Source organism: Polaribacter sp., from assembly GCF_965656025.1.
In the GTDB taxonomy this organism is placed as follows: Bacteria; Bacteroidota; Bacteroidia; order Flavobacteriales; family Flavobacteriaceae; genus Polaribacter.
The window spans coordinates 12,051-17,682 of the sequence record NZ_CBFHJT010000019.1; the positions used below are offsets into that span (position 1 = coordinate 12,051).

The 5,632-nt window shown below is 28.2% G+C and carries 5 protein-coding genes; 3 read left to right on the forward strand and 2 right to left on the reverse strand.

The annotated features are described in order from the left end of the window. A partial coding sequence (locus tag ACTG3S_RS05330; RefSeq protein WP_439128333.1) for a hypothetical protein occupies nucleotides 1-1,070 on the reverse strand: 1,070 nt, incomplete at its 3' end. 98 nt (nucleotides 1,071-1,168) lie between these two features. Between ACTG3S_RS05330 and ACTG3S_RS05335 the strand changes: the two genes are divergently transcribed. Genes ACTG3S_RS05335 through ACTG3S_RS05345 form a run of 3 tightly spaced genes read left to right on the forward strand, consistent with a single transcriptional unit; the run spans nucleotide 1,169 to nucleotide 5,153 of the window. Then, nucleotides 1,169-1,714, forward strand: a complete 546-nt coding sequence (locus tag ACTG3S_RS05335; RefSeq protein WP_439128334.1) for an RNA polymerase sigma factor — start codon at nucleotides 1,169-1,171, stop codon at nucleotides 1,712-1,714. Between the two features lie 3 nt (nucleotides 1,715-1,717). Then, nucleotides 1,718-2,335 (forward strand): tetratricopeptide repeat protein, encoded by a 618-nt coding sequence (locus ACTG3S_RS05340; RefSeq protein WP_439128335.1) that lies wholly within the window; start codon nucleotides 1,718-1,720, stop codon nucleotides 2,333-2,335. A 28-nt stretch (nucleotides 2,336-2,363) separates the two neighbouring features. Beyond that, nucleotides 2,364-5,153 carry a CHAT domain-containing protein gene (locus ACTG3S_RS05345; RefSeq protein ID WP_439128336.1) on the forward strand — a complete coding sequence of 930 codons (2,790 nt, stop codon included), beginning with the start codon at nucleotides 2,364-2,366 and terminating at the stop codon, nucleotides 5,151-5,153. Between the two features lie 12 nt (nucleotides 5,154-5,165). Here the strand turns inward: ACTG3S_RS05345 and ACTG3S_RS05350 are convergent. Then, on the reverse strand, nucleotides 5,166-5,632 hold a 467-nt coding region (locus ACTG3S_RS05350; RefSeq protein ID WP_439128337.1), incomplete at its 5' end, for a DUF3109 family protein.

The following is a 5,632-nucleotide window of genomic DNA, read 5'->3' on the forward strand; positions in this document are numbered from 1 at the left end:
GTAGATTTTTTTATTTTCATACCAGCCATATTCATAAACATTGTAGATGCTTTTGGCGTGTTTACAATTAACATTTCTTGACCTCCCATTTGTTCGCCTGTTACAGACATTCCATAAATATCTGGATAACTACCTGTTAAAAAATCTACTGTTTGTGAATCTCCTCTTTCATCGGTCATTTTTACTTTAATAACTTTGTTAAAACTAAAGGTTGATGGAATATTGACTGTGGGAATTGCTTTTTTAAACATTTCCATTTTTTCTTCTTCAGAAAGGTTATCTATTGTATTTTTTTGCTTCTCTTTTCTTTCTCTTGTTATGGTGTATTTTGGTTCAGTTGTATTTATCATACCACTTATGGTAGCTGGTGTATCTCCTTCTCCGAACGCTAAATCTTTATTGTCATTCTTATGATTTTTCAATTTAGCTTTTCCAGAAAAATTAATAGATATATTTTGTTCTTTATTAAAGGTAATTGTTACTGTACCACTGCTAAATTTTACACCTTGTTGTGGTGCACGAACCTTTTGATCAAAATTATACTGTCCTTTTACCAATGCATCATAATCTAACTGTAAACTGGCTTCTTCTGGTATTTTAAACGTTTTATTTTGTAGGTTATCAATATTATCTACATTTTTAAGATTAATAATATATCCATCATGAACATCAACCCCAAAAGTGCCCCAATAACCTATAATACTAACTTTTTTACCTGTCTTTTCTACTTTTGTTTTAGAAAGGTCGTTTATATTTATAGCTCCATATAAAATAGAGTGCATAATTGAAGATGAACCGTAAGATTTACTTCTTTTACCCGTTTCAATTTTTTTGTTTTCTTTAGCAGATTCTTTTATTTTTTTATTTTTTTTCTTACCATTTAAAGTGCTATCAATAACCTTATCTGTTTTTTTATCAAATTTATCTAATAGTTTATCTTCTGCTTTCGATATTTTTTCTTGAGCTTTCTTTTTTAGTTTTTTCCAAAACTGAGCATTTACCGGAGTTGCAAAAAAGATTGATAAAATTAGAAATGAGGCAAAAAATTTGTAGTTAGTTTTTAGTTTCATATTTAAAGTTTTTCTTTTTAGTGATTTTAAAACCAAAAGGTTAACATTTTTTTATTTATTTTTATTTTTTTGTTAACCTTCTACCTTTTAAAACATTAATGAGCGAACATCAACTGATCTTACTTTTAAAACAAGCAGATAAAAAAGCGCTTAAAATGTTGTATACAGAAAACAGAAATTCTTTTATAAACTTTGCCAGAAAATTTAAAGTTTCTGAAAATGATATTCTAGATGCTTATCAAGATGCAATTATAGCTTTATCTGAAAAAGCGTTGCATGGAGAATTAGACAATTTAAAATGCACTGTTAAAACCTATTTATTTGGTATTGGCAAGTATTTATTGTTTGAAAAAGCAAGAAAAAATCAAAAAAGAGTGTTGGATTTTCCTTTAGAAAAAGAGACTTATAATTATAAAACTATTGCCGAAGATTTTTTGGGAGAAGCACCCAATAAATTAGAACGTTTATTACGAAAAGGTTTTACTTCTTTGGGCAAAAAGTGCAAAGAAGTTTTAATACTTTTTTATTATAGAGGTTATACCATTGATGAGATTTCTGAAAAATTAAACTATAAAGATAAAAATGTGGTAAAGAGTCAAAAATCTAGATGTATTAAACAATTAAGAGAAAAGATTAACAAGTAACTCATGAAAGATAAAGCGTTTGACAAACATCTAAAAAAAGCAATTATTGCTGAAGAACGTAAACTTCAGAAAGCCTATTTAAGCACTGTTGAAACTTCATTACAAGCTTCAAAAAAGAAATTCAATTGGCGTATTGCTGCATCTGTTGTTATGCTTATTGGTTTTGGTTGCTATTTTGTCTTATCAAATCAATCTTTGACTAATGATGAATTATATGCCAATTACATATCTCCTTACGAAAATGTTGTAGAACCCATTGTTCGTGACAGAGTAAAACTGACTAAAAAGGTTGAAGTTTTTAGTTTATATGAGCAAGCTGAATACAAAAAAGCACTTGAAAAATTTAATCTATTTACACCTCAAGACTCCATTGATGTTGCTACTTTAAATTTTTACAAAGCAAATACATACTTACAATTAAATGCGTTTGAAAAAGCAAAAAATCTTTTTTCAAAAACTCAAAAAAATAAAGAATGGAGACAGGAAAGTCTTTGGTACTTGGCATTAATTTCTATTAAATTAAATGATACTGATACTGCTTTAAACTATTTGCAAAAACTAAAAGACAAAAACATTTTTAAAAATGATGAGGTTAAAGAACTAATCAATTTATTGAAATAATCTTTTCCTTGAAATAAAAACAAATAAAATGAACTTAAAATCAAAAATACTTTTTTGCTTTCTATTCATTTATTTGGGTTTCAACTCATATTCCTCATTTGCTCAATCAGAAAAATCAGATGACATTTTTCAACATTTTGAAGATTACTATCGCTTAAAAAATACAGATAGTGTTATTTCATTATCTGAAAAAACTCTAAAAAAATTAAAAGCTATAGATTCTACAGATAGTTTGTTATATGCCAAACTTTATCTTTATAAATACAATGCAGTACATGAAAAAAGGAAAAGTATTAATAATCTATCTTTATTAAATAAAGCAATATCTTATTGCCCTAATTCTCAAGTAGGAGATAGTTTAAAATCAACTTTATACAATAGTAAAGCGTTTTCAGAAAGTAATTTAAGAGATTATATGAAAAGCTACAAAAGCATTACCAAATCACTTAAATTATTAGAGAAATTGCAAAACCCAAATAAAGGTTTTCTAATGGGTGCATATTTATTATTATCAAATAACAACGCTTACTTCGGAAACTTTGAATTAGCAAAACAATACATGCGATTAGCAGAAAATGTGTATGCAAAAAACAAAACTTACATAGACAACAACACTTGGCAACTGAATGGAAATCACCATAGAATGGGCGTTATTTTAAAGTACCGAAAAATATATATGCTCTGGAAATTGTCTAAAACCTCTAATGATAGTTTATCTATGATAAATACGATGAATGATTTAGAGAAAGTGCATAATAAACCAAATTTTCATGAAGAGGAAAAGATTTATTATAGCACTGCATTAAACCATATTGGAGACTGGTTTATTTCTCATAAACCCGATTCTTTAACTACAGAAAAAGATATTCAATTAGGGCTAAAATATTTATTTAAGACTCATGATTTAGTTGAAAATAAAAATTATCCAGGAACTCTTTGGGCCATTAAATACAACATTGCAAAAGGATTTACGAAAGGAAATTTAGTAGAAAAAGCAGACAGTGTTATGACTGATTTGTTTCGAGGTATTTCTAAAACTGATGGCAGACTTCCTTTTTTTTACGCTCAAAAGGCGTTGATAAAAGCTAAGAAAAATCAAAAAGATAGTGCTCTAATTTACTTTGACAAATCTATTCAAAAAATTCATCAAGGTGGCGATTCTTTGGCAACATATTACACAAACTTTAAACCGAGTAAAAGCTATAATCATACTCGTTTATTACTAAGAATTAATGAAGAATTAAATAAGTATTATCAAACAGATTCGCTTGTTCAAAAGAAAATTGGCAAACTCTATTATTTGGCTTTACATCAATTTGAAAATAGCTATTTGAACATCAACTTTAATAAAAAACAAAACAAACAACTTCGAAAAATTATTAAAGGGATTTTAAATGCAAAAAAAATGGGTTCTATTGATAATTATAGATCCCAAAAATCAATTTTAAATACCTTTGAAATTCTTAAAAATCAATTAGCCTGGAAAAAGTTTTATGAGAGCAGATATACAAACGTATTGCCAGAATTAGATTCTGTAAAACAACGAAATGCTGCATTGGCTTCTTTACTTAGTAAAGCAAAAATTACAAAGAATATTCCTCAAAGAGACTCTGTTCAAAGATTAATTGAAAAACATAATTCTTATAAGCAAAAACAGTTTCCTCAATTAGAGCTACTGAGTAATTTTGAATTTTCTATCGAAAAACTTCAAAAAGAATTAACCTCTAAAGAGGTAATTTTAAAATATATTTTGTTAGAAAATGAAATTGCTATTTATCAAATTTCTAAATCTAATTTTAAGGTTCATTTGGTTCCATGGACAAAAAATGAGGAGCAAAAACTGAAAAACTTTATCAATAATACGCGTAACAGAAAAAACAGTACTAATCTTGGTATTCAATTAGGAGAACTTTTAATTCCTAATTTAGAAAATAAAACACAACATTTAATTATTAATCCAGATGGTATATTGTTTAAACTTCCTTTTGAGGTTTTACAAATCAAAAATAAATTTGCAACTGAAATTTACAACATAAGTTATACTTCTAATTTAGGTTTTATAAATCATAATGGTCCAAAAACGAGTCCTACAGTAGAAATACATATTTATGCACCTATTTACGCAAACTCAACCCAACAATCTGGAGTTAGAAATAAACCTTCGTTTTTAAAAGGCGCAAGTAATGAGGCTAAAAACATTAGTAAATTGTTTTCTTCTAAACTCTTTAATGAAGGAAGTTTAACAAAATCTGCATTTATTAAAACTGCAAGTAAGGGTAAAATTTTACATTTAGCCATGCATGCAGAAGTAAATGAAGATTACCCAGAACTCAGTAGATTATTATTTAATAACAACTTAGAAAAAGAAGACGACCACTTGTATTTAGAGGAGTTATATGGGCTAAGTTTAAATGCAGAATTGGCCATTTTAAGTGCCTGTAATACAGGTGCTGGTTTAGAAAAAAATGGAAACTTAGAGTCTTTTCAAAGAGCTTTTACTTTTGCAGGTGTACCAACCACAGTCGCTAGTTTATGGCAAGTTCCTGATATGGCTACAGAGCAAATAATGATTTTCTTTTATCAAAATTTAAAAAACGGACAAACAAAATCCGAAGCTTTAAGAAATGCTAAATTGAGCTACAAAGCCAAATATGCTAACAGCAAACTTTCTGCTCCTTATTTTTGGGCTGGTTTTGTGGTGTATGGTAATGATGCACCAGTATTTGAGACTTCCTATAATTATTACATAACTATTATATTAGCTTTAATAATTATTGCCACAGCTTATTATTTTACAAGAAAAAAAGCTCTTAACTAAACTTATAACTATTTATCTGGAATAATTTTCTGCAACTTTTTCTAATTCGGTATACCAATCTTCACCAAATTTTCGAATTAAAGCTTGTTTTACAAACTTATAAATGGGCACTTGTAGCTCTTTACCCAAAGAACACGCATCATCACAAATTTCCCATTTGTGGTAGTTTACTGCAGCAAACTCACTATAATCTTTAACTCGTACAGGATATAAATGACAAGAAACAGGCTTTTTCCAGTCAATCTCTCCTTGATTATAAGCTTCTTCAATTCCACATAGTGCCGTTTTTTTCTCATCAAAAATTACGTAAGCACAATCTGCACCGTTAATTAAAGGAGTTTCTAGTTCTCCCCATTCACTAGTAACCCAAGTACCTTCTTTTTCTATAACTGCAATTCCTTCTTTTCTTAAAAAAGGTTTTACCTTCGGATATATTTTTTCTAAAATCTTGGTTTCTTCTTTATCTAAAGGTGCACCAG

What these genes read in the sequence shown, in the direction of transcription:
- ACTG3S_RS05335 (WP_439128334.1), top strand. Translation starts at nt 1,169, where the DNA reads ATGAGCGAACATCAACTGATCTTACTTTTAAAACAAGCAGATAAAAAA.
- ACTG3S_RS05340 (WP_439128335.1), top strand. Translation starts at nt 1,718, where the DNA reads ATGAAAGATAAAGCGTTTGACAAACATCTAAAAAAAGCAATTATTGCT.
- ACTG3S_RS05345 (WP_439128336.1), top strand. Translation starts at nt 2,364, where the DNA reads ATGAACTTAAAATCAAAAATACTTTTTTGCTTTCTATTCATTTATTTG.